At 31.2% G+C, this 1605-nt stretch carries 3 protein-coding genes; all 3 read right to left on the bottom strand.

The features are described from left to right. Positions 1-282: 282 nt before the first annotated feature. Positions 283-585, bottom strand: a complete 303-nt coding sequence (locus tag BUB82_RS11610; protein ID WP_073193790.1) for a type II toxin-antitoxin system RelE/ParE family toxin — start codon at positions 583-585, stop codon at positions 283-285. A 1-nt stretch (position 586) separates the two neighbouring features. Then, positions 587-808 (bottom strand): hypothetical protein, encoded by a 222-nt coding sequence (locus tag BUB82_RS11615; protein ID WP_073193791.1) that lies wholly within the window; start codon positions 806-808, stop codon positions 587-589. A 263-nt stretch (positions 809-1071) separates the two neighbouring features. After that, a complete protein-coding gene (locus BUB82_RS11620; RefSeq protein WP_073193792.1) occupies positions 1072-1482 on the bottom strand; it encodes a hypothetical protein in 411 nt (136 codons plus the stop codon). Positions 1483-1605: the final 123 nt, after the last annotated feature.

Below are 1605 nucleotides of genomic sequence, written 5' to 3' on the forward strand. Positions count from 1 at the left end.
GTCCAGTTTTTTCGGTTTTGTGAAGTCACTGAATTAATTGCTAATATCAGAATTATAAATGTTATTATTTTTTTCATTTTACATTATTGCCAACGTTTTTGGCTATATGTAGTGCGGGTTTTGAAATGATTGTATATTCAATTCAGTACCGACCTAAGCGAGCCATTTTTATGTTTTTTATTTTCATGAATAAAGATACAAATTGCGAGCGGAAAATTAAGCAGAAAGTTAGAATTCAGCGATACATCCCGCATTACTTATAGCCGATGTTAGGCTTTCGTTTTATAATTCAGGGTCTAATTTATTCGGATGTTGTCTGGTATCAAAAATTGTTACAACATTTATTCTTTTAGAATTAAATCGATAGTAAAGAGTTGTTTGTTTTGTTATAACACATCTTCTCAATTTCTTCCCTTTTTTAGATTCAGGAAAAATTTCGGGTTGAGTTTTGATTATTTCGATTGACGAATCTAGTTTTTCTACAAATTCCTTCTTTACTTTAAGTGACCATTCTGTGATTAAATACTCAAAAAGGTTTTCTAATTTCTTTTGAGCTGTTTTGGAAATAACAACTTTTCTGCTCAATTTACCTATGTTTTTGCATAAAAGTTTCGTAATCAGTTATTTCGCCGTTTTCGATTTCTCGAGACGCCTTTTCAATTTCATTACGTTGTTCAATAGAAAAGTCATCCCAAAAATCATTAGTCTTCTCTTTCTTAAAGATATTTTTGATTGATTCAATTATTCTTGGATTTTCAGTGTCCAAGAGCATTTTAACCAATTCTATTTTTTCGGCTTGAATATTCATCACTGATTTATTTACAATCAAAAATAGTTATTTAAATGCAGATTTATATTGTTATTGAGAATTTTTTAAATGAAGCCTAACGGTTCCGGCTATGTGTAGTGCGGATTTTATAAAGCCTTACAGTTTCAATTCAGCACTCACTTAAGCGAGCCATTTTTAGGTTTATTATTTTACTTGAATAAAGATACAAATTGCGAGCGGAAAAAAGGGTAGGAGTTTGAATTTAACGATTCAGCCCGCATTACATATAGCCGTTGTTGTGCTTAGTTTTTAATTACTTCTATTATTGATGGTGAAAATACTGCAAGTAGGAATGGGAGAACAAATACAATGTAATCTAAAGCGTTTAATTTTCTATTGTCTACATTGTCATAAGAAGATGCGTATTCATATGCGGGCTCAACTCCAGTAATCTTTTTAGCTAACAATCTTAATATCTGATAGAATAATATATAAATAAGTGGTGCGAAGAATGTCGAAGCAGCATGTCCGTCATTCATTTGATATTCAGTATATGAGTGCAGTTTTAAGCCTATAACAGCGAAAACAACACCGAAAAAGAAGAGGCTACCTAGCACATATTTTTTTCTATGAAGTTTTGCATAAATCACAAGGAAATAAAGCATTAAAACACTCATTCCTGCCCAATAAATATGTGTTTCAGTTATTATCAATTTTTCAGGTGCGTTTTGTAATTAAGCACAACGTCTCGCGTATATGGTTTGTGGCGGGATAAAAATTGCTCGCCTTTCGGTTAAGTTTTAATTTCTAAAAATACTATAATTTTTCGTTTCATT

Source organism: Psychroflexus salarius (assembly GCF_900129035.1).
Taxonomy (GTDB): Bacteria; Bacteroidota; Bacteroidia; order Flavobacteriales; family Flavobacteriaceae; genus Psychroflexus; species Psychroflexus salarius.

Coding starts and splice junctions, on each gene's coding strand:
- BUB82_RS11615 (WP_073193791.1), bottom strand. CDS start 808: ATGAATATTCAAGCCGAAAAAATAGAATTGGTTAAAATGCTCTTGGAC.